The following is a 20,394-nucleotide window of genomic DNA, read 5'->3' on the forward strand; positions in this document are numbered from 1 at the left end:
CCCGGGTGTCGGTGGACCTTGGCGTGCGTGCTACCATTGTTCGCTAATGTCTATTCATCCATCCCGTCATTCGATCGAGCATCAATGAATTCCGAGACGCATTCAACGACACCGCCCGCGAGCATCATCATCGCTTCGCGGGAAAGCCGGCTTGCGATGTGGCAAGCCGAGCACGTGCGGTGTGCGCTGCACAAATTATATCCATCTTGCGACGTGAAAATCCTCGGAATGACGACGCGCGGCGATCAGATTCTGGATCGCACGTTGTCGAAGGTCGGCGGCAAGGGTTTGTTCGTGAAGGAGCTCGAAGCCGCGCTCGCCGAGGGCCGCGCCGATCTCGCCGTGCATTCGCTCAAGGACGTGCCGATGGAACTGCCCGAAGGCTTCACGCTCGGCGCCATCATGGAGCGCGAAGATCCGCGCGACGCTTTCGTGTCGCCGCATTACGCGTCGCTCGATGCGCTGCCTGCGGGGAGCATCGTCGGCACGTCGAGCCTGCGTCGCGAGTCGATGATTCGCGCGCGCTTTCCTCATCTCGAAGTGCGGCCGTTGCGCGGCAATCTCGATACGCGTCTCGCCAAGCTCGACCGCGGCGAGTACGCGGCGATCATCCTCGCGGCGGCGGGTTTGAAGCGTCTCGGTCTGGAAGCGCGCATCCGTGCGCTGCTCGATCCGTCCGAGAGCTTGCCGGCAGCGGGGCAGGGCGCGCTCGGTATCGAGATTCGCGCGGACCGCGCCGATCTCGCCGCGTGGCTCGCACCTTTGCACGATGAAAACACCGCGCTCGCGGTCGAGGCGGAACGCGCGGTGTCGCGCGCGCTCGGCGGCAGTTGCGAAGTGCCGCTCGCCGCGTACGCCGTATGGCGCGACGGCGCGCTGCATCTGCGCGGCGCGGTGTCGATGCCCGACGGCAAGCGCGTGCTGCGCGCGGAGGAAAGCGTGCAGGCGCCCGATCTCGCCGCCGCGCTCGCGCTCGGCCAGCGCGTGTCGTCGGATCTCGAAGCGCAAGGCGCGATGGATATCGTCGCCGCGCTCAGCACCATGTCGCGCGCCGACGGCCCGAACACCGCGCCCTCGGGGCCGAAGTCCTGATGGCGAGCGAGCGCCGCGCCACCGTCGTCGTCACGCGTCCCGCCGGACAGTCGTCCGCGCTGCTCGCGCTCCTTGCGAGCGCCGGCTTCGACGCGCTGGAATTTCCGCTCATCGATATCGCGCCCGTCGCCGACGATGCGCCGCTGCGCGCCGCGCTCGACGAGCTTTTTCTGCCGCCGGAAGCGCCGGGGCGCTATGCGCTCGTCGTGTTCGTGTCGCCGAATGCGATCGATCATGCGTTCTCGCGGCTCGCCGCGCCGTGGCCCGTCGATTTGCCCGTCGCGGTCGTCGGTCCGGGCTCGGTCGCGGCGCTCGCGCGTCAGGGCGTGCACGCGCCGTCGCATCGCGTGATCAGTCCGTCGGCGCAAGCGCTCGATCCGCGCTTCGATTCCGAGGCGCTCTTCACCGCGATCGAAGCGCATTTCGGCACGAACGGTCTCGAAGGCAAGCGCGTGCTGATCGTGCGCGGCGACGGCGGCCGCGAATGGCTCGCCGAGCGGCTCGCGCAAGCAGGCGCGCGGGTCGAAAAGGCCGCCGCCTATCGCCGCGTGTTGCCGGAACCGTCGATGCAAGAGTGGGAGCGCATCCACGAATTGCTGGCCGGAGAACCGCACGCGTGGCTGCTGACAAGCTCGGAAGGCGTGCGCAATCTCGACGAGCTCGCCCACGAACATCTCACCGCCGACGAAATCGTGCTGCTCAAGCGCGCGCCGCTCGTCTGCCCGCACCCGCGCATCGCCGAGGCCGCGCGGGGAGCGGGTTTTGATAGGATTACGGTGTCCGGCGCGGGCGATGAGCGCATCGCGCACGCGCTGGAAGCGCTGTTCCCGCTCCAACGGGATCCGGAGGCTCACGCGCACGCGAGCGCATCGGCTTCGATAAATTCCTCATCCGCGCCGACGGACGCCAATCCGGCCACCGCGCCGGCCCAACAAACGGCTCAATCACGCATGACTGATTCGAACGATTCCAAGAAAGCTTCACCTCAGCCGAACGTGACACCGCCCTTGCCGCCGAACACGCCTTTCACGCCTTATGAGCAGCAGAAGAAGAACGGCGGCGCGGGCATCGTGGTGTTGTGGTTCGTCGTCGTCATTCTGGCGGTGGCGGCGGGCGCGGGCGCCTTCGTCCTGAACCGCAAGTTCGAGCGCACCGACGCGCAACTGTCGCAGCGCCTCGCCCAGTCCGACGAGCAGAACGCCGATCTGCGCGCGAAAGCCGATCAGGCCGCGAGCGCGACCACCGCGTTGAACACGCAGATCATCCAGTTGCAGGGCAAGCTCGCCGATGCCGAAGCGCACAGTCAGGCGCTGCAGCAGCAATATCAGGATCTCGCGAGCAATCGCGACGACTGGACCGTCGCCGAAGTCGAGCAGATTCTGTCGAGCGCGAGCCAGCAGTTGCAACTCACCGGCAACGTTCAACTCGCGCTTTTCGCGCTGCAAAGCGCCGACACGCGTCTTGCCGCGACCACCGGTCCGCAGGTCGTCGCGATCCGCAAGGCGATCGCGCAGGACATCGACAAGCTGAAAGCCACGCCGACGACCGATCTCACCGGTCTCGCGATCAAGCTCGACACGGCCATCGACCAGATCGACCAGTTGCCGCTTTCGGGCGAGGCGCCGATCGCCCGCGCCCGCGCGCAGGCCGCCGAGCCGGCCAACAGCGCGTCGATCGCGGCGGCGACCGGCGAGCCGCGCTGGAAGGTGCTGTGGCATCAGATCACGAACGGCATCGGCCAGCAGTTGTCGAGCCTCGTCTCGGTGCGCCGCATCGATAACGCCGATGCGATGCTCACATCGCCCGATCAAGGTTATTTCGTGCGCGAAAACGTGAAGCTGCGGCTGCTGTCCGCGCGTCTTTCGCTGCTGTCGCGCAGCGAGCCGACGCTCAAGTCGGACCTGCGCGCCGCCGACGCCGCGCTCGGCCGCTACTTCGATGCCTCGTCGAAGAAAGTGCAGGCCGTGCGCGAGCTCGTGAAGCAGGTCGATCAGGCGTCGCTCGCCGTCGCCGTACCGAACCTGAACGCGAGCCTCGCCGCCGTCCATCAGTTCAAGCGAGGCGGATGATGACGATTCGTGGACTCATCTGGCTCGCGCTGCTGTTCGCCGTCGCGGTGATCGTCGCGACCGTCGGCGGCTTCAACAACGGACAAATCCTGCTCGTGATACCGCCGTATCGCGTGGACATGTCGCTCAATCTGTTCGCGGTCGCGCTCGTCGTGCTGTTCATCGTGCTGTACGCGATCATCCGCGCGGTGCGTGGCGTCTGGAAGATGCCGTCGCGCGTCGCCGCGTACCGCACGCGCAGCAAGATCGCGAAGGCGAATGCGTCGCTGCGCGATGCGGTCGGGCATCTGTACGCCGGACGTTTCTCGAAAGCCGAGAAGGCCGCGCGCGATGCGTTGTCCGTCGAAGACAACAAGGGTGCGGCCGGGCTGATCGGCGCGAACGCGGCGCATCGTCTGCACGAATATGCGCGCCGCGACGAGTGGCTCGCGCAGGTTTCCGGCGCCGACTGGCAGGACGCGCGCCTGATGGCCACCGCCGACATGCGCGCCGATGGCCGCGACGCCGACGGCGCGCTCGTCGCGCTCACCGAAATGCAGGCGCAGGGCGGCCGGCGCATCCACGCGCAGCAAATCGCGCTGCGCGCGCAGCAGCAATTGAAGAACTGGGGCGAAGTGCTGAAGCTCGTGCGGATGCTGGAGAAGCGCGAGGCGCTGCATCCGGCGGTCGCGGTGCGGCTGCGCCAGGTCGCGGCGGAAAATCTGCTGCGCGATCGCCGGCATAACCCGGACGCGCTGCTCGAACTGTGGCAATCGCTGTCGGCGACCGAGCGCCAGTCGCCGCGTCTCGCCGATCTCGCCGCGGAACTGCTGATCGCGCTCGATCGTCGCGCGGAGGCGAAGAAGATCGTCGAAGACGCGCTCGCGCACAACTGGGACGCGCGGCTGTTGCGGCGTTATCCGGACTGCATCGTCGGCGGCGACGCTTTCCCGCTGATCCAGCGCGCCGAAGCGTGGCAGAAGGAACGCACCGAAGACGCCGACCTGCTTTTCACGCTCGGACGTCTCTGCCTGCATCAGCAGTTGTGGGGCAAGGCGCAGGCGTTCCTCGAATCGGCGCTGAAGCTCGCCGACAACGAACCGCTGAAGATTCGCACGCATCGCGCGCTCGCCCGTCTGCACGAACAGCTCGGCGACGCGGACAAGGCCGCGGAACATTACCGCGCAAGCGCGCTGGCGATGAACGTCGTCTGATTGCGCTCGCCTGACGCGTTCAGGAACGGGCTGCACGGGCGCGATGCTCATGCAGCCCATTATTTTTTTTCGCACGCGCTTTCCGGACCGGCGTTTTCGCGTTGTCTGTACGCCACCGCACGGCCGATGCGCGGGCAAGATGGTCTAGTTTCCTTCCACCGATACGAGGATCGAAAGAAAAGGAGGCGGCGTGAAACGGGCGCTACACACGTTGATCGGGCTTGCGCTCGTCGTTTTTCTGTCCTGGCCCGATACGTCGCATTACTTCGCGCAGGGCGTTATCACGTCCGCGCCGTGGACCGGAACCTGGGCCGCCGCGCCCGATGTCACCGCCGACCGGGGCTTCAACAATCAGACGATTCGCCACGTCGTGCGGACGAGCATCGGCGGGACGGCGGCGCGCCTGACGTTCTCCAATCTGTTCGGCACGCAGCCCGTTACGCTCGGCGACGTGCATGTCGCCCGTCGCGCGAGCGGCGCGCGGACGATCGCCGGCAGCGACAAGGCCGCGACCTTCAACGGGCAGACTTATGTGACGATTCCCGTCGGCGGCACCGTCCAGACCGACCCCGTTCCGTTTCAGGTGCCGGCGCTCGCGGACATCTCCGTGAGCTTCCATATTCCGTCGCAGACGCCGCCGGGATCGACCGGGCACGTCGAGGGCTTGCAGGACAACTGGATCGCACCGGGCGACGTCAGCGCGGACCCGGCGTTCACGGGCGGCGTCGTGAACGCGGCGGGCGAGCAGTCGTACTATTTCCTCACCAATGTCGATGTGATGAACGCCGCGGCGACGGGCGCGGTGGTCACCTTCGGCGCGTCGATCACGGACGGAATCGCGTCGACGCCCAATACGAACCGGCGCTGGCCGAACCGCCTCGCGGAGCGGCTGATCCGCTCAGGCATGACGGTCGGCGTGCTGAATCAGGGCATCAGCGGCAACGATTTCTTCACGAACGGTTCGGGCCAAGCCGGGCTGACGCGCTTCGCCCGCGACGTGCTCGCGCAGTCCAACGTCAAATGGGTGATCGTCTCCGACGACGCGGTGAACAATCTAATCAGCGGCAATCCGCCGAGCGCGCAGCAGCTCATCGGCGCGTATCAGCAACTCGTTCACCAGGCGGCCGCGGCGAAAGTGGGCCTGATCTGCTCGACGCTTACGCCCTTCGAAGGCCTCGACGAATGGACGCCCGAGATCGAGAACACGCGCCAGACGGTGAACGCTTATCTGCGCAGCAAGAGCAGCGGTTGCGATGCCGTGCTGGATCAGGCCGCGGCGCTGGGCCACCCGGCCGGCGCGCACGACTCGACGGCGTTCGCGCGCGCCTACAACAGCGGCGACGACCTTCATCCGGACGATGCCGGCATGCTGGCGATCGCCAATGCGGTCGATCTGGGCTGGTTAGCCGCGCTGCCGCCGATCAACGCGCCGACAGCGTGCGGGCGCATCGCGATGGGCGAAGGCCTTGCGGAAGGGCAATCGATCGCGGCGTGCAGTGGAAACGTGCAGGTGAACTTGCGCGGCGACGGCTATCTCGTCGCGGTGAAGGATGGCGCGACGATCTGGTCATCGCAGGTGAGCGGCACGCCGGGCGTCGAACTGCGCATGCAGGAGGACGGCAATCTGGCGATGTACGACAACAATGGCGCGACGGTCTGGCAGACGCACACGTCGGGGCATCCGGGCGCCTACGCGACTATCTTGCCGAACGGCTATCTCGTCATCTTTTCGGCGCGCGGCACCGCACTCTGGTCGAGCGAGGGATGAAGCGCCGCGCCGAGCGCTTTCAGTACGTCGGAACCGACGGATCGACCTGACGCGACCATGCGTCGATGCCGCCGTAGAGATTGAACGTCTTCGTGAAGCCGCGCGATTCGAGGAACATCGCGACCTGTGCGCTGCGCGCGCCGTGATGGCAGATGCAGACGATCTGCGCTTCGTCGTCGAGTTCTTCGCTGCGTGCTGGGATGTCGCGCATCGGAATCGACACGATGTTGTCCATCTTCGCCGTCTGGATTTCCCAGGGCTCGCGCACGTCGAGCAGAACGGGAGCGGGGCGCGACGAATCGGCGAGCCACGCGGCGAGTTCGGGTGCGGTCAGGTTTTGCATGGAGATTCCGGCAAGATGCGCGCTACCGGATAAGGCCGGCAGCGCGCTTTCGGCTTAGAACTTGAACTGCGACGGATGCACCGCGTTCTTCAGCGGCGCGACGAGCGTTTCGAAGACATCCGACACGCGGAACTGCTTTTCGTCCACGCGCGTGATGATCTGCGCCTTCATGACCGGCGCCGAGCCGACGAACGCCGCGATGCGCCCGCCGATCTTCAGCTGTTCCAGAAATTCCTGCGGCATGACCGGCAGCCCGCCCGACACGCAGATCACGTCGTAAGGCGCGCCCTGATTCCAGCCGAGCGCGCCGTCGCCGGTGATCACGTCGACGTTCGTCACGCCGTTCGCCGCGAGGTTCTGCTGCGCGAAAGCGGCGAGCTCCGGCGAGATTTCGACCGTCGTCACGCTGCGGCCGCGGTGCGCGAGCAGCGCCGCCATGTAGCCCGAGCCGGTGCCGATTTCCAGCACGGTTTCGCCCTTGTGGATCGCGAGTTCCTGCAGGACGCGCGCTTCGACCTTGGGCGACAACATGCGCTCGCCGCCAGGCAGCGGAATTTCGAGATCGGCGAAAGCGATGTTGCGGTACGCGGCGGGAACGAAGTTCTCGCGCTTGACGATCGCGAGCAGGTTCAGGACGTCCTGGTCCAGCACTTCCCACGGACGAATCTGTTGCTCGATCATGTTGAAACGCGCTTGCTCGATGTTCATGTTCTGTGTGCGTGATGGCGACCGGAGCGGCTTGCATCGCGGCCGGATGCGGGGCTAGAAAACTACGCGATTGTAGCAAATCGAAGGGTTTTCCCGCCTGCTTTGCGCCCGACCTGCGCCCGACGCGCTGGCCTCCCGTGCGGCTAATGCGGCAGGCGGATATCGAACTTGAAGGTGATGAGCCGCGCGATCAGGATGAACGCCGTCGAAAATAGCACGTTGTAGATCGTGTCGACGTCGAGCCGTTCGAGCCCGAGATACATCCAGCATCCGGCGAACGCGCAGACCGCGTACGGGCGCGAGTCGCGCAGGATCAGCGGAATCTCGTTGCAGAGCACGTCGCGCAGCACGCCGCCGAACACGCCGGTGATGACGCCCATCATCGTCGCGGTGAAGGCGGGCATCTGGGCGTCGAGTGCGATCGACGTGCCCGACACGCTGAAGAGCCCGAGCCCGATCGCATCGGTGACGAGCAGCGCGCGCTGGTCGAAGAGGCGTGACGTGACGCGCAAAAAAAGCGGCGCGAAGATCGCCATCGCGAAGATGAACAGCACGTAGTCCTGATGCTCGACCCAGTAGAAGGGCCGGCGCGAGAGCAGCACGTCGCGCACCGTGCCGCCGCCGAACGCGGTCACGAGCGCGACGAGAAACGCGCCTACCGCGTCGAGCCGGCGCTTGCGCGCCTCGATGAGTCCGGAGAAGGCGTACGCGAAAATCGCGAGCGCCTCCATGATGGTGATGGCGAGGGTGAGTCTAGGATGCACTGTCCGGCCCCGGATTGCTGTTCTTGCCGAGGCTCCGGTCCTGCGACTTGTCCTGCGGATGATTGTGATGACGCGGCGTGCCGCCCGGCTGCAGCAGCACGAGCACCGCGCCCGCGCCGCCGTCGTGCGGCCGCGCCTGACAGAACGCGATCACCTCCGACTTCTGCACGAGCCACGCGCGCACCTTGCCCTTCAGCACCGGCTCCTTGCCGATGGACCCGAGCCCTTTCCCGTGAATGACGCGCAGGCAGCGCAGCCCGCGCTTCACCGATTCGCGGATGAACTCCGCGAGCGCCTCGCGCGCTTCCTCGCGGCGCATGCCGTGCAGATCGAGCTGCGCCTGCACGATCCACGCCCCGCGCCGCAGCTTTCTGACGACTTCCTGGCTGACGCCCGGACGATAGAACGACAGCGTTTCGTCGATGTCGAGCAGGCTTTCGGGATCGTATTCGTCGGAGAGCGCTTCCTGCAGCACCGCTTCTTCGTCGCGGCGGCTCTGCAGCGGCACGGGCGGCGGCGGTACGCGCGTGACGGTCGTGCGCGGCGGCGTCTTGAGCGGCTCGATTTCGCCGATCGCGCGACGAAACTCGTCGGCATCCGCGACGGCTTCCCGCTCGGCGCGCGCCGCCGCGACGCGCTGGACTTCGCGCTTTTCGGCGTCGGCCTTCAGCGCGCCCTTCAGCGACGACAGACCCGACAGGCCTTCGCGTTTCACGGCGGCGGCGACATCGCGCGCATCCACCGGTTTTTGCGCGGGCGCGGCCGGGCGCGGCGCTTCCTTGCGACGGACTTTCGGTTCGTTCGGATGAGGGAGATTCTTCGGCATCGTTCGGCCAGCGGAATGGGTCGGGGATCGGACTCGGCGCGCCGCGCGCCGGCGTCGCCGCTGAAACGACGGCACGCGCGCGCCGAAACGAAAACGGGCCGGCGGAGTGAACCGTGGCCCGTCGTTGCTGCATTCTAGCGGCTCGCGCCGCCCGATCAGCGGTCGGCTTCGTGGCTCATCGAATGCGGCGTCGGCGTTTCGTCGATGGTTTCGAGATAACGCTGCGCATCGAGCGCGGCCATGCAGCCCGTGCCCGCGCTCGTGATCGCCTGGCGATAGACGTGATCCTGCACGTCGCCCGCCGCGAACACGCCGGGGATGCTCGTCGCGGTCGCGTCGCCGCTCGTGCCGCCCTTCGTGATGATGTAGCCGTTCTTCATCTCGAGCTGGTTGACGAAGAGATCGGTGTTCGGCTTGTGGCCGATCGCGACGAACACGCCTTGCAGCGCGATGTCGGTCGTCTTGCCCGATTGCGTGTCCTTGATGCGCAGGCCGGTGACGCCGGACTGATCGCCGGTGACTTCGTCGAGCACGTGATTCCACTTGATGTCGACGATGCCTTCCTTCTCCTTCGCGAGCAGGCGGTCGATGAGAATCGGCTCGGCGCGGAACTTGTCGCGGCGATGCACGACCGTGACCTTCTTCGCGATGCCCGCGAGATAGATCGCTTCCTCGACGGCCGTATTGCCGCCGCCGATCACCGCCACTTCACCGTTGCGATAGAAGAAGCCGTCGCACGTTGCGCAGGCCGACACGCCTTTGCCCATGAACGCTTCTTCCGACGGCACGCCGAGATATTGCGCCGATGCGCCCGTCGCGATGATGAGCGAATCGCAGGTGTACTCGCCGGAATCGCCGATCAGACGGAAAGGGCGCTCGTTGAGCTTCGCGGTGTGGATGTGATCGAAGACGATCTCGGTGTTGAAGCGGCGCGCGTGTTCCTCGAAACGCTGCATCAGTTCGGGGCCTTGCACGCCCGACGGATCCGCCGGCCAGTTCTCGACGTCCGTGGTGGTCATCAGCTGGCCGCCTTGCGCGAGGCCGGTGATGAGCAGCGGCGACAGGTTCGCGCGCGCGGCGTAGACGGCGGCGGAGTAGCCGGCGGGGCCGGAACCGAGAATCAGCACTTTGGCGTGTTTGGGCGAAGACATGATGATGGTCCGTTATTGATGGTTTCGGATGCGCGCCTCGAGGCGCGCGAGCGATTGCCTGCGACGCAGCAATCTCGACGCCCGGTACATCCGATGAACCGTATTTGAGTGCAAAACGACGATTATAAAGGCGTCGGAAAAAGCCTTCCGAATGAACCTTTCAATCGGATTGATAGCCGCGCCGGGCCGAAACCGCGACATGACGCGCGCGTGACGAGTGTTACAGGTTGCAAGAACGCGCCGGTTTTTGCGCCTTTCACCGCAATGCAGCGTTTACAATAGTTCACCGTTCCATGCCGCTCTTGCGCAACAGGCGCGAGCCGCAAAAAAGCGATACAAAGCGACACCGAATCAATGGCCAAAGCTACCTATTCCGCGAGCCCGCAGGCATTGCCGCACCGCATGTCGCGGCTCTTCACCGAGATTCGCTGGATTCTCCAGGTCGCACTCGGACTGTTTCTCGTCATGGCGCTCCTCTCGTACAGCCGCAAGGATCCGAGCTGGACCCACGCGGTGAGCGTCGATCACATCGCGAACTGGGCGGGGCGCGTCGGCGCGTACACGTCGGACATCCTCCTGCTCGTCTTCGGGCTATCGTCCTACTGGCTGATCGTGCTGCTCGCGCGGCGCATCATCGCGAATTATCGAAAGATCACGCATCCGCCGGTCGTCGACGAAGACGCGCCGAAAGACCGCACCTGGCTCGCCGAAGCGTTCGCGTTCGTGCTCGTGCTGCTTGCCTCCGACGGCATCGAGGCACTGCGCATGTGGTCGCTCAAGGTGCAGTTGCCGCGCGCGCCGGGCGGCGTCGTCGGCGATGTGGTCGCGCGCCATGTATCGCACGCGCTCGGCTTCACGGGCGCGACGCTGTTTCTGCTGATCGCGCTCGCGATCGGCCTCTCGCTGTATTTCCGCTTCTCGTGGCTGTCCGTGTGCGAGAAGGTCGGCGACGGCATTCTCGATGCGATCACCGGCGCGCAACTGCGCCGCGAAGCCGGACGCGATCGCAAGCTGGGCGAAGCGGCCGCGGTCAAGCGCGAAGGCAAGGTCGTGCGTTCGCGCGAGAAGAGCGAGGATCACGAGCCGGTGATGATCGTGCCCGCCGCGCCCGCGCCCGCGCGTTCCGAACGCGCCGAAAAGGAAAAGCAGGTGCCGCTCTTCAAGGACCTGCCGGGCGATTCCACCTTGCCGCCGCTCGCGCTGCTCGATCCGCCGCCGAAGACGCAGGAAACCATCGCCGCCGATACGCTCGAATACACGTCGCGTCTCATCGAGAAGAAGCTGAAGGACTTCGGCGTCGAAGTGAGCGTGGTCGCGGCGTATCCGGGGCCGGTCGTCACGCGCTATGAAATCGAGCCGGCGACGGGCGTGAAGGGCAGCCAGATCGTCGGTCTTGCGAAGGATCTCGCGCGCTCGCTGTCGCTCGTGTCGATTCGCGTCGTCGAGACGATTCCGGGCAAGAACTTCATGGCGCTCGAATTGCCGAATCAGCGCCGTCAAACGGTCAAGCTCTCCGAAATTCTCGGCTCCGAAGTCTATGCGAACGGCGCATCGCCGCTGACGATGGGCCTCGGCAAGGACATCGGCGGCAATCCGGTCTGCGCCGATCTCGCGAAGATGCCGCACTTGCTCGTCGCGGGCACGACGGGCTCGGGCAAGTCCGTCGGCATCAACGCGATGATTCTCTCGCTCTTGTACAAGGCGAGCGCGGATCAGGTCCGTCTCATCCTCATCGATCCGAAGATGCTCGAAATGAGCGTCTACGAAGGCATTCCGCATTTGCTGTGTCCGGTCGTCACCGACATGCGGCAGGCCGGCCACGCGCTCAACTGGGCGGTCGCCGAAATGGAACGCCGCTACAAGCTGATGAGCAAGATGGGCGTGCGCAATCTCGCGAGCTTCAACACGAAGATCGACGAAGCGAAGAAGCGCGGCGAAAACATTCCGAATCCGTTCAGCCTCACGCCCGACGAGCCGGAGCCGCTCACGCGTCTGCCGAACATCGTCGTCGTGATCGACGAACTCGCCGATCTGATGATGGTCGTCGGCAAGAAGGTCGAAGAGCTGATCGCGCGCATTGCGCAGAAGGCGCGCGCGGCGGGCATCCATCTGATTCTCGCGACGCAGCGTCCTTCGGTCGATGTGATCACCGGCCTCATCAAGGCGAACGTGCCGACGCGCATGGCGTTCCAGGTGTCGTCGAAGATCGATTCGCGCACGATTCTCGATCAGCAGGGCGCGGAGTCGCTGCTCGGCATGGGCGACATGCTCTATCTGCCGCCCGGTTCGGGCCTGCCTGTACGCGTGCACGGCGCGTTCGTGTCGGATGAAGAAGTGCATCGCGTCGTCGACAAGCTGAAGGAGCAGGGCGAGCCGAACTATATCGAGGGCATTCTGGAAGGCGGCCTCGCGGGCGATGGCGACGAAGGCTCGGCGGGCGCAAGCGGAACCGGCGGCGCCGATGGCGAGTCGGACCCTTTGTACGATCAGGCGGTCGAGGTCGTCATCAAGAACCGTCGCGCGTCGATATCGCTCGTGCAGCGGCATTTGCGCATCGGATACAACCGGGCGGCGCGTTTGCTCGAACAGATGGAGAACTCGGGGCTCGTGTCGGCGATGTCGTCGAACGGCAACCGCGAAATCCTCACGCCGGCGCGCGACGCGGAATGACCGCGCGTTATATGGAGAACATAAGCATGAAGCAGTTTACGGGGCGCAGTTTCGTCAAGGCATTCGGCACGGCGCTGGTTTCGGCGTCGATGCTGGTCGCATCGCACGCATTCGCGAGCGGCACGGAGCAATTGAAGGCGTTCGTGTCGCAAGTCCACGCGGCGCGCGGCGACTTCACGCAGCAGGAAATCAAGGCGCCCGGCAAGACCAACAACGGCGCGACGTCCACGCAAGTGCCGACCAAGGGCGCAGCCTCCAGCGGCACGTTCATGTTCGCGCGGCCGGGCAAGTTCATCTGGTCGTATCAGAAGCCGTATTCGCAAATTCTCCAGGCCGACGGCGACAAGCTCTACGTCTACGACAAGGATCTGAACCAGGTCACGGTACGCACGCTCGGCGGCGCGCTCGGTGCGAGCCCGGCGGCGATTCTCTTCGGCAGTAACGATCTGGAAAAGAACTTCAACCTGCGCGACGCGGGGGAGAAGGGCGGCATCGACTGGCTCGAACTCACGCCCAAGGCGAAGGACACGCAATTCGAGACGGTCGGCATCGGCTTCAAGGACGGCAACCTGCAGGCGATGGAACTGCACGACGTTTTCGGCAACGTGACGCTGCTGACGTTCTCGAACATCCAGAAGAACCCGCCCATCAAGAGCGATACGTTCAAATTCACCGTGCCGAAGGGCGCGGATGTCATCAACGGTTGACGTTTCAGGTCCGGCCGCGCGCGTCAGGCGTGCGCGGCTTGCATGTCCTCGACGAACGCTTCCACGATTTCCCGTTTCGCGCTGCCCGAGCGTTCAGCGCGCGTGACCATCTGAAACGCGACGCGATAGCGCATCGCTTTCGGGTTCAACGGCGCGAGCAACCCTTCCTTCACGTAGAGCGCGGCGAAATGCTCGGGCAGATAGCCGAGATGCCGGCCCGACAGCACGAGCATCGCGACGGCCTCCATGTTGTCCGCGACCGCCCCGATATTGCGCGGCGTCAGCTCGCCCGCTTCCGGCAGCGGATAGCTGCGCCACGCCCAGTCGTGCTCGAACGCTTCTGGTACGGCGACGCGTCCCGCGCGCGCGAACAGCGGATGCTCGCGTCCGCAATACGCGAGTTGATCCTCCGCGAAAATTTCGGTGTATTCGAGCGACGGCACGCGATGCCAGAAGTATCCGATCGCCATCTGGATGCGTTCGGCGAGCAGCATCTCTTCGAGTTCACCGGGCGAGCGCACGAGCACCGCGAAGCGCACGGATTCGTCGCGCTGCCGGAAACGCGCGATCGCCTCGCTGACGCGCGCGTTCGCGCTGACAGGCGTGTTGCCGATCATCCCGAGCGTCAGCGTGCCGACGAGCTTCTTGCCGACATTTCGCGCGGTCGAATCGAAGGTGTCGATGGCCGCGAGCAGCGTCCGGCACGCCTCGACGAACGGCTCGCCGCGCGAGGTCAGCGCGAAGCCGCCGCGTCCGCGCTCGCAAAGCCGGTAGCCGAGCCGCGTTTCCAGCGTCGCGAGCTGCGTGCTGATGGTCGACTGCCCGACGTTGAGCGTCGCTTGCGCGGACGAGACGCCGCCCGCATCGACGATGGCGAGAAACACGCGGATCAGGCGCAGATCCAGATCGGAAAGGTGAGTGAACATGGCCGCCGTCGATACATCGATAAATATCGATGTTAAGTTGATTTCTTCGCCATTTTATCTCCGCGGGAAAGCGGCTATTAATTGTCGGATCGACCACCCGCCGCCATTCGACGCCATGAATCCTTCCTCGCCTTCGTCGCTTTTCGCTCCAGCCGAACACTTCGATTCGCATTTCCTCGAACAGCGCGCCGAGCGTCCGCAGCCGCTTTCCGGCAATCAGATGCCGCGCTGCGGCGGCATCACGACGATGATGCGTCTGCCGCACGTTCAATCGGCGGAAGGGCTGGATGCCTGTTTCGTCGGCGTGCCGTTCGATCTCGGCACGTCGAATCGCACCGGCGCGCGCTTTGGCCCGCGTCAGGTGCGCAGCGAGTCGGTGCTGCTGCGTCCGTACAACATGGCGACGCGCGCCGCGCCGTTCGATTCGCTGCGCGTGGCTGATATCGGCGATGTCGCGATCAATCCGTACAACCTGCTCGATTCGATCGACCGCATCGAGCGCGCGTATCGCGAAATCCTGAAGCACGGCTGCAAGCCGCTGACGCTCGGCGGCGATCACACCATCGCGCTGCCGATCCTGCGCGCGATTCACGCGAAGCACGGCAAGGTCGGGCTGATTCATATCGACGCGCACGCGGACGTCAACGACACGATGTTCGGCGAGAAGATCGCGCACGGCACGCCGTTTCGCCGCGCGGTGGAAGAGGGCTTGCTCGATTGCTCGCGCGTCGTGCAGATCGGGCTGCGCGGCACGGGCTACGAAGCGGGCGATTTCGACTGGTGCCGCGAGCAGGGCTTTCGCGTCGTGCAGACGGAGGAATGCTGGAACAAGTCGCTCGTTCCGTTGATGGACGAAGTGCGCGCGCAGATGGGCGATGGGCCGGTGTACATCACCTTCGATATCGACGGCATCGATCCCGCGTTCGCGCCCGGCACCGGCACGCCGGAAATCGCCGGGCTGACGGTGCCGCAAGCGCTGGAGATCGTGCGCGGCGCGCGCGGGCTGAACATCGTCGGCGCGGATCTCGTCGAGGTCGCGCCGCCTTACGATCCGTTCGGCACGACCGCGCTGCTCGGCGCGAACCTCGCGTTCGAGTTGCTGTGCGTGCTGCCGGGCGTGGAGTATCGCGCGGCGAAATAACGCTTACGCGTAGGCGCGACGTCTGCCCGACACGAGCAGCAGATAGCACACCGCGCCGAGTGCGAGCGCGGGCAGCGTCGCGCCGAGATTCGGCAGCCATTGATTGATCGCGTGATACGCCGCGATCCCGATGCCCCATGCGATGAACGCGCTGACGTGCCATCCGCCGGAGAAGCCATAGCGGCCGTTGACATCGGCGAGCACGGCCGCTTCGATGCGGCGCTTGCGCACGATGAAGTGATCCGCCAGCACGACGCCGAAGAGCGGCGCGAACACCGAGCCGATCAGCAGCAGGAAGTTCTGATACTTGCCCATCTCGACGACGAGCGCGACGAGCGTGCACAGCGCGCCGAACGCGCACGAGAGCAGCGGCACGCTCGCGCGCGCCCAGAACGTGCCCGTCGATACGGCGGCGGAGTGGATATCGGCGAAGGCGTTGTCGGTTTCGTCGATCAGGATCAGGAAGAGCGCGAGCCCGCCGCCCGCCTGCGCGAACGCGGTCGTGAGAAGCGCATCGCCGCCGCCCGCCGCGAGCCCGTAGATCGCGCCGAGCGCATAGAACCACAGATTCGCGATGCCGTAGCCGAGAAGCGTGCCGCGGAACGCGCCGCCCGCGCTCTTGCCGAAACGCGTGTAATCGGCGATCAGCGGCAGCCACGACAGCGGCATCGCGACGACCAGATCGATGCCCGCGCCGAACGCCATTTCGCCGGTGCCGGGACGCGCCATCAGCGTGGCGAGATCGTGCTTCGCGAGCAGATTCCAGGTGAGCCAGCCCGCGCCGCCGAGCAGGAGCCAGATTCCCCACGTTCTCAGAAAGCGGCGCACGAAGGAGAGCGGGCCGCTCACCGCGAGCAAGGTAGCGAGCGCGCCGAAGACGAGCGTCCAGACGAGCGGCATCGAGAGATTGAAGGATTGCTTCGCGAGCGCGTCGGCGGAATCGCGCATCACGATGATCTCGAACGAACCCCAGCCGACGAGCTGGATTGCGTTGAGCACCGCCGGCACCGATGCGCCGCGCACGCCGAGCGTCGGGCGCAGCGAGGACATCGCCGCAAGCCCCGTATCCGTGCCGACGACGCCCGCGAGCGCGAGCAGCACGACGCCGATCACCGTGCCGATGACGATCGCCGCGAGGGCGTGCGGCAGCGACAATCCCGGCACCAGCAGCGCGCCCGCCTGCGCGACCAGCAGGCCGATGCCGAGCGAGAACCAGAGCGCGAAGGCGTCGCCCGTGCCGAATGCGCGCCGCTCCGGCGGCACCGGCGTGAGCGGCGCGTAAGTCGAAGTTTCGCCGTGCGCTGCGGCGTTCGTGGTGTGCTCTTGCCCCATCGGATTGCGTCCTTATATGGATTGTTCAGGCGTGGCCCGCGTTGGTCGCGGCCCTCAGGCTGTCATAATGACCCGATTCTGCGGCCGCGCCGCGCCTTTGCCGAAGCGCGAGATTATCGCCGCGATCCACCCAACTGCGTCAATCTGCATCGCACAGCACATGTTCGAAGAAAACCGTGGCACCGTTCCGCTCGCGGAGCGCCTGCGCCCCCGCACCATCGACGACGTGATCGGCCAGAAGCATCTGCTCGGGCCGAGCAAACCGCTGCGCGTCGCCTTCGAATCGGGCGAGGCGCATTCGATGATTCTCTGGGGCCCGCCCGGCGTCGGCAAGACCACGCTCGCGCGTCTCATGGCCGATGCGTTTCACGCGCAGTTCATCTCGCTGTCGGCGGTGCTGTCCGGTGTCAAGGACATTCGCGAGGCGGTGGAAACGGCGCAGATTCATCGCGCGAACGGGCATCAGACGCTCGTGTTCGTCGACGAGGTGCATCGCTTCAACAAGAGCCAGCAGGATGCGTTCTTGCCGCACGTCGAATCGGGATTGTTCGTGTTCGTCGGCGCGACGACGGAGAATCCGTCGTTCGAGGTGAACAGCGCATTGTTGTCGCGCGCGGCGGTGTACGTGCTGAAGAGTCTGGACGCCGATGAACTCAAGGAACTGCTGGAACGCGCAACGAAGGAACTCGGCGGCCTCACGTTCACCGACGAAGCCCGCGACGCGCTGATCGGTTCCGCCGATGGCGACGGCCGCAAGCTCCTGAACAATCTGGAAATCGTCGCGCGCGCGGCGGCGCAGCAAAAGCAGACGGAGGTCGACGGCGCACTGCTCGGCAGCGCGCTCGCCGAAAACCTGCGCCGCTTCGACAAGGGCGGCGACGCGTTCTATGACCAGATCAGCGCGCTGCACAAATCGGTTCGCGGCAGCAATCCGGACGCGGCGCTCTACTGGTTCTGCCGCATGCTCGACGGCGGCGCGGACCCGCGCTACATGGCGCGGCGCATTGTCCGGATGGCGTGGGAGGACATCGGCCTCGCCGATCCACGCGGCGCGCGCATCGCGCTCGACGCCGCCGAAACCTACGAGCGGCTCGGCTCGCCCGAAGGCGAACTGGCGCTCGCGCAGGCGCTCATCTATCTCGCCGTCGCGCCGAAATCGAACGCCGGCTACAACGCGTACAACGAAGCGCGGCGCTTCGTCGGCAAGGATCAGTCGCGCGGCGTGCCGGTGCATCTGCGCAACGCGCCGACCAAGCTGATGAAGGAACTCGGCTACGGCCACGAATATCGCTACGCGCACGACGAGCCCGACGCCTACGCGGCCGGCGAGACTTATCTGCCCGACGGCATGCGCGATCCGTACTGGTACAAGCCGACGCCGCGCGGACTCGAAGGGAAGATCGGCGAAAAGCTCTCGCGTCTCGCCGAACTCGACGATGCGTGGCGGCGCGAGCATCGCGACGAGAAGAAGCGCTGAAACCGGCGCGGTTCGTTTCGCGCGCGCGCTCGCCGCGTTTCGCCGATCCCGCCCGGCGCGCGATGACCGTGCGCTAAAATCGGCGTTTCCGATTACTTAACAAAGCAGCCCCGCCATGCTCGACATCCAAACCCTCCGCAAAGACCTGGACGGCGTCGCGAAGCGTCTCGCCACTCGAGGCTACACGCTCGACGTCGCCGCGTTCGCCGCGCTCGAAGCCGAGCGTCGCGAGATCCAGACCCGCACCGAAGAACTCCAGGCACGCCGCAACAGCCTGTCGAAGCAGATCGGCGCGATGAAAGGCCGCGGCGAGGACACGTCGGCGGTGATGGCGGAAGTGAGCGGCATCGGCGACACGATGAAGGAATCGGCGGCGAAGCTGGATGAGATCCAGAAGCGTCTGTCGGACCTGATGCTGACCGTGCCGAACCTGCCGCACGAAAGCGTGCCGGTCGGCAACGACGAGACGCAGAACGTCGAAGTGCGGCGCTGGGGCGCGCCGCGTTCGTTCGACTTCGAAGTCAAGGATCACGTCGATGTCGGCGCGCCGCTCGGTCTCGATTTCGAAACGGGCGCGAAGCTCTCCGGCGCGCGCTTCACGCTGTTGCGCGGGCCGATCGCCCGGCTGCATCGCGCGCTCGCGCAATTCATGATCGACACGCATACGGAGCAGCACGGCTACACCGAGGCATACACGCCGTACATCGTGAATCCGGAGATTCTCTACGGCACGGGCCAGCTGCCCAAGTTCGCCGACGACATGTTCCGCGTCGAGAAAGGCGGCGACGAGAACACGGTCACGCAGTACCTCATCTCGACGTCGGAGATCTCGCTCACCAACACGGTGCGCGACAGCATCCTCGAAGCCGACGCGCTGCCGGTGAAGCTGACCGCGCATTCGCCGTGCTTCCGCTCCGAAGCGGGCTCGTACGGGCGCGATACGCGCGGCCTGATCCGCCAGCATCAGTTCGACAAGGTCGAGATGGTGCAGATCGTGGCGCCCGAGCATTCGTACGCGGCGCTCGACGAGATGGTCGGCCAGGCGGAGACGATCTTGCAGAAGCTCGAACTGCCGTATCGCGTGATTACGCTGTGCACCGGCGACATGGGCTTTTCGGCGGCGAAGACGTTCGATCTGGAAGTGTGGCTGCCGGCGCAAAACACGTATCGCGAGATTTCGAGCTGCTCGAATACCGAGGCGTTCCAGGCGCGTCGCATGCAGGCGCGCTTCCGCAATGCGCAGGGCAAGCCGGAGTTCGTGCATACGTTGAACGGCTCGGGCCTGGCGGTCGGCCGCACGCTCGTCGCGGTGCTGGAGAACTTCCAGAATGCGGACGGCTCGGTGACGATTCCCACAGTGCTGCGTCCGTACATGCGCGGCGCGGAAAGAATCGAAGTTTCCGCGTCGGCCTGATGTTTATTTTCAAAAAGGGGCTTGGAAACCGCGAAAGGGTTCGATATACTTTCGTTCTTCGTTGAGCAACGACCAGTTCACGAAGACCCGCAAGGGTAGACGGAGAGGTGGCAGAGTGGTCGAATGTACCTGACTCGAAATCAGGCGTACGGTTTTCCCGTACCGTGGGTTCGAATCCCACCCTCTCCGCCAAGACACAAAAACCCCGCAAGTCGAAAGGCTTGCGGGGTTTTGCTTTTGCGGCTCCGCTTCGTCGAGGCGGAGCGCGTCTTCAGGTCGTGCACCTCGCGATATCGAAGCGCAATTCGGGTTCGGGCACGCCGCCATCGTCGCTCGATGACTGCTGCACCTTCACGATCGATCCATAAGCCGAAGGCGTGAGCGTCACGAGCCACGCATTCGAGCCGACCAGCAACTCCGTCGAGCCCTGATCGCGTCGCGTCTGCGCGGACGGAATCATGCGTTGCAGACAACTCGATATATCCGACGCAGGCCGCGCCGACGAAACATGTATCACGGGTTTCGACGCACGCAGTTCGGGATCGCTCGTCGAACTGCAGGCGGCGAGGGTGGCGACGCCCGACAGCACGGCGCAAAGAGAAGCAGATCGATGCAGGTTCATAACACTCCGGCAGGTCAGAAGTCGCGCCACTAAAACACAAACGGTCGCTCATCACAAGATCGAACGACGACGGCGACGCACGCACAAACAACGCGCCCGAAGGCTCGAAATGCAGCGCCGATGCGCCTCCGCGAGCGGAGAGGCTGCGCGGGAGTGCTATCATCGGGCCCATTGTCCTCGCGCGCCGCCTG

The 20,394-nt window shown here is 65.4% G+C and carries 17 protein-coding genes and 1 tRNA gene; 10 read left to right on the top strand and 8 right to left on the bottom strand.

What is annotated here, in order from left to right:
* Positions 1–84: 84 nt before the first annotated feature.
* The 4 genes from hemC to NCS02_RS03890 all read left to right on the top strand — a co-directional run bounded on the left by hemC (position 85) and on the right by NCS02_RS03890 (position 6,122).
* Complete coding sequence (gene hemC, locus NCS02_RS03875; protein ID WP_008351000.1) at positions 85–1,092, top strand: hydroxymethylbilane synthase; 1,008 nt, start codon at positions 85–87, stop codon at positions 1,090–1,092.
* A complete protein-coding gene (gene hemDX, locus NCS02_RS03880; RefSeq protein ID WP_034471392.1) occupies positions 1,092–3,161 on the top strand; it encodes a fused uroporphyrinogen-III synthase HemD/membrane protein HemX in 2,070 nt (689 codons plus the stop codon). The genes hemC and hemDX overlap by 1 nt, the downstream gene beginning before the upstream one ends.
* Positions 3,161–4,354: a heme biosynthesis protein HemY gene (locus tag NCS02_RS03885; protein WP_008350996.1), complete on the top strand. Its 1,194-nt coding sequence runs from the start codon at positions 3,161–3,163 to the stop codon at positions 4,352–4,354. The genes hemDX and NCS02_RS03885 overlap by 1 nt, the downstream gene beginning before the upstream one ends.
* A gap of 190 nt (positions 4,355–4,544) precedes the next feature.
* Entirely contained in the window at positions 4,545–6,122 is a 1,578-nt protein-coding gene (locus NCS02_RS03890; RefSeq protein ID WP_244807788.1) for a GDSL-type esterase/lipase family protein, read from the top strand.
* A 19-nt stretch (positions 6,123–6,141) separates the two neighbouring features.
* Here the strand turns inward: NCS02_RS03890 and NCS02_RS03895 are convergent, their stop codons facing one another.
* The 5 genes from NCS02_RS03895 to trxB form a co-directional block, all read right to left on the bottom strand.
* Positions 6,142–6,465 (bottom strand): rhodanese-like domain-containing protein, encoded by a 324-nt coding sequence (locus NCS02_RS03895; protein ID WP_008350991.1) that lies wholly within the window; start codon positions 6,463–6,465, stop codon positions 6,142–6,144.
* Between the two features lie 54 nt (positions 6,466–6,519).
* Positions 6,520–7,173, bottom strand: a complete 654-nt coding sequence (locus tag NCS02_RS03900; protein WP_008350990.1) for a protein-L-isoaspartate O-methyltransferase family protein — start codon at positions 7,171–7,173, stop codon at positions 6,520–6,522.
* Between the two features lie 143 nt (positions 7,174–7,316).
* Positions 7,317–7,937, bottom strand: a complete 621-nt coding sequence (locus NCS02_RS03905) for a trimeric intracellular cation channel family protein (protein ID WP_008350988.1) — start codon at positions 7,935–7,937, stop codon at positions 7,317–7,319.
* On the bottom strand, positions 7,927–8,763 hold the full coding sequence (locus tag NCS02_RS03910) for a Smr/MutS family protein (protein ID WP_008350985.1): 837 nt from the start codon (positions 8,761–8,763) through the stop codon (positions 7,927–7,929). The genes NCS02_RS03905 and NCS02_RS03910 overlap by 11 nt, the downstream gene beginning before the upstream one ends.
* Before the next feature lie 155 nt (positions 8,764–8,918).
* Positions 8,919–9,914 carry a thioredoxin-disulfide reductase gene (gene trxB / locus NCS02_RS03915; RefSeq protein ID WP_008350982.1) on the bottom strand — a complete coding sequence of 332 codons (996 nt, stop codon included), beginning with the start codon at positions 9,912–9,914 and terminating at the stop codon, positions 8,919–8,921.
* A gap of 354 nt (positions 9,915–10,268) precedes the next feature.
* On the opposite strand from trxB, the gene NCS02_RS03920 reads away from it, so the two are divergent.
* Both NCS02_RS03920 and lolA read left to right on the top strand, forming a co-directional pair.
* Complete coding sequence (locus NCS02_RS03920) at positions 10,269–12,584, top strand: DNA translocase FtsK (protein ID WP_008350980.1); 2,316 nt, start codon at positions 10,269–10,271, stop codon at positions 12,582–12,584.
* A gap of 26 nt (positions 12,585–12,610) precedes the next feature.
* Positions 12,611–13,291, top strand: a complete 681-nt coding sequence (lolA, locus tag NCS02_RS03925) for an outer membrane lipoprotein chaperone LolA (RefSeq protein WP_081851844.1) — start codon at positions 12,611–12,613, stop codon at positions 13,289–13,291.
* Between the two features lie 23 nt (positions 13,292–13,314).
* On the opposite strand, the gene NCS02_RS03930 is transcribed toward lolA, so the two are convergent.
* On the bottom strand, positions 13,315–14,217 hold the full coding sequence (locus NCS02_RS03930) for a LysR family transcriptional regulator (RefSeq protein ID WP_244807789.1): 903 nt from the start codon (positions 14,215–14,217) through the stop codon (positions 13,315–13,317).
* Positions 14,218–14,332: 115 nt separating this feature from the next.
* Between NCS02_RS03930 and speB the strand changes: the two genes are divergently transcribed.
* Positions 14,333–15,358 carry an agmatinase gene (speB, locus tag NCS02_RS03935; protein WP_175981751.1) on the top strand — a complete coding sequence of 342 codons (1,026 nt, stop codon included), beginning with the start codon at positions 14,333–14,335 and terminating at the stop codon, positions 15,356–15,358.
* Between the two features lie 3 nt (positions 15,359–15,361).
* Here the strand turns inward: speB and cytX are convergent, their stop codons facing one another.
* Positions 15,362–16,690 (bottom strand): putative hydroxymethylpyrimidine transporter CytX, encoded by a 1,329-nt coding sequence (gene cytX / locus NCS02_RS03940; RefSeq protein ID WP_244807790.1) that lies wholly within the window; start codon positions 16,688–16,690, stop codon positions 15,362–15,364.
* Positions 16,691–16,850: 160 nt separating this feature from the next.
* Here cytX and NCS02_RS03945 point away from each other — a divergent pair, with 160 nt between their 5' ends.
* The 3 genes from NCS02_RS03945 (at position 16,851) to NCS02_RS03955 (ending at position 19,773) form a co-directional block, all read left to right on the top strand.
* Positions 16,851–18,167, top strand: coding sequence for a replication-associated recombination protein A (locus NCS02_RS03945; RefSeq protein ID WP_034471382.1), 1,317 nt, complete (start codon positions 16,851–16,853; stop codon positions 18,165–18,167).
* Positions 18,168–18,282: 115 nt separating this feature from the next.
* Positions 18,283–19,581, top strand: coding sequence for a serine--tRNA ligase (gene serS / locus NCS02_RS03950; protein ID WP_008350969.1), 1,299 nt, complete (start codon positions 18,283–18,285; stop codon positions 19,579–19,581).
* Positions 19,582–19,682: 101 nt separating this feature from the next.
* A tRNA-Ser gene (locus NCS02_RS03955) sits at positions 19,683–19,773 on the top strand.
* Between the two features lie 79 nt (positions 19,774–19,852).
* On the opposite strand, the gene NCS02_RS03960 is transcribed toward NCS02_RS03955, so the two are convergent.
* Complete coding sequence (locus NCS02_RS03960; protein WP_034471379.1) at positions 19,853–20,203, bottom strand: hypothetical protein; 351 nt, start codon at positions 20,201–20,203, stop codon at positions 19,853–19,855.
* Positions 20,204–20,394 lie beyond the last annotated feature (191 nt).

Source organism: Caballeronia sp. NCF2, assembly GCF_023631205.1.
Taxonomy (GTDB): Bacteria; Pseudomonadota; Gammaproteobacteria; order Burkholderiales; family Burkholderiaceae; genus Caballeronia; species Caballeronia zhejiangensis.